A 1,074-nucleotide genomic window follows, 5' to 3' on the forward strand; every position below is an offset into this window, starting at 1 on the left:
ATAATAGCTATTATCAATAAGATCACTATCACTTCTGGTCACCCCCTTTTTTCACCATATCTGTTATACGGATGAAACGCTGACCGGTTTCATTTCAAAGTGAGCAATTCTTTCAGGCGGTCTCTGAGCCAGCGCTTTAGCACCCCATGTCCCTTGTTTGACAATAAAGTGCCGACACGCCAATACATAGGGGGATGAGGAGCGAACTGAAAATCAATCAATCTGAAAAACCAGCTTTTATCACGGGTGAGAGAATCAATTTGAAGCTCGTCTTCACCTGCTTCAGAGCTGTAGGCACTTTGTTTCTGTATGTCCTCATCCTGCCGAACCGCCAAGATTCTCAAGGCTTCAGCCATTTGTTTGTAACCGCCCCCCAGCAATGATGCGCCAAGGTTGTCAGCACGCACCTCCATCCATTGTGAACAAAAGGATTGATGGAGCTGGAACAGGATAATGATTGCCATAATGAAAGCCCAAAGCGCAATTTTGTGGGCCTCGGGATGGGTGATATGCTGCTCAAATAAGAGGAAAATTCCAATGACAGCTCCAAGATATAGAAAACGCAAAAGCTGTGATGACAGAACGTCACGTTTTTTGATATGAATCGCCTCATGGGCCAGAATGCCTTCAATGACACGCTGTGGAAGTGTTAGTGTGGCGCTTGTCAGGATGACCATTGACCTCCCGACATTCATGCCTACTGCCATTCCGTTGTAATCATCACTCTCCGTTTCGTATATGCGGACATGGGAAATGCCGGCCGATCGGAAAATCTTATCGGCCGCTGCCTGTACATGCGGTTGATGACAAGGCTTGGCGTCCATCGCCGCCCGCAACACACGGTCTGACATATACATGTTGAATACCCAATACAGGATCACGGCAACAGCCATTACCCATGGAGAGGCGTGTAATGCGTATAACGCGAGCACCAATAAGGCGTAAGCGGATACCCCTTTTACGCTGGCGGCAAAATAAATCTTCCCGAGCAGCCGCTTCACATTTTTTCTATGATAAAACGGCAAAACAGAAATCACATTGTCCACATCGTTTTCTGCATCTGTGTATTCCTGG

Annotated in this window: 1 protein-coding gene; it reads right to left on the bottom strand. The window is 47.0% G+C overall.

What is annotated here, in order from left to right:
* Positions 1-89 precede the first annotated feature (89 nt).
* A partial coding sequence (locus tag ACFRCG_RS48745) for a M56 family metallopeptidase (protein ID WP_380043124.1) occupies positions 90-1,074 on the bottom strand: 985 nt, incomplete at its 5' end.

Source organism: Embleya sp. NPDC056575, from assembly GCF_042793325.1.
GTDB lineage: Bacteria > Actinomycetota > Actinomycetes > Streptomycetales > Streptomycetaceae > Embleya.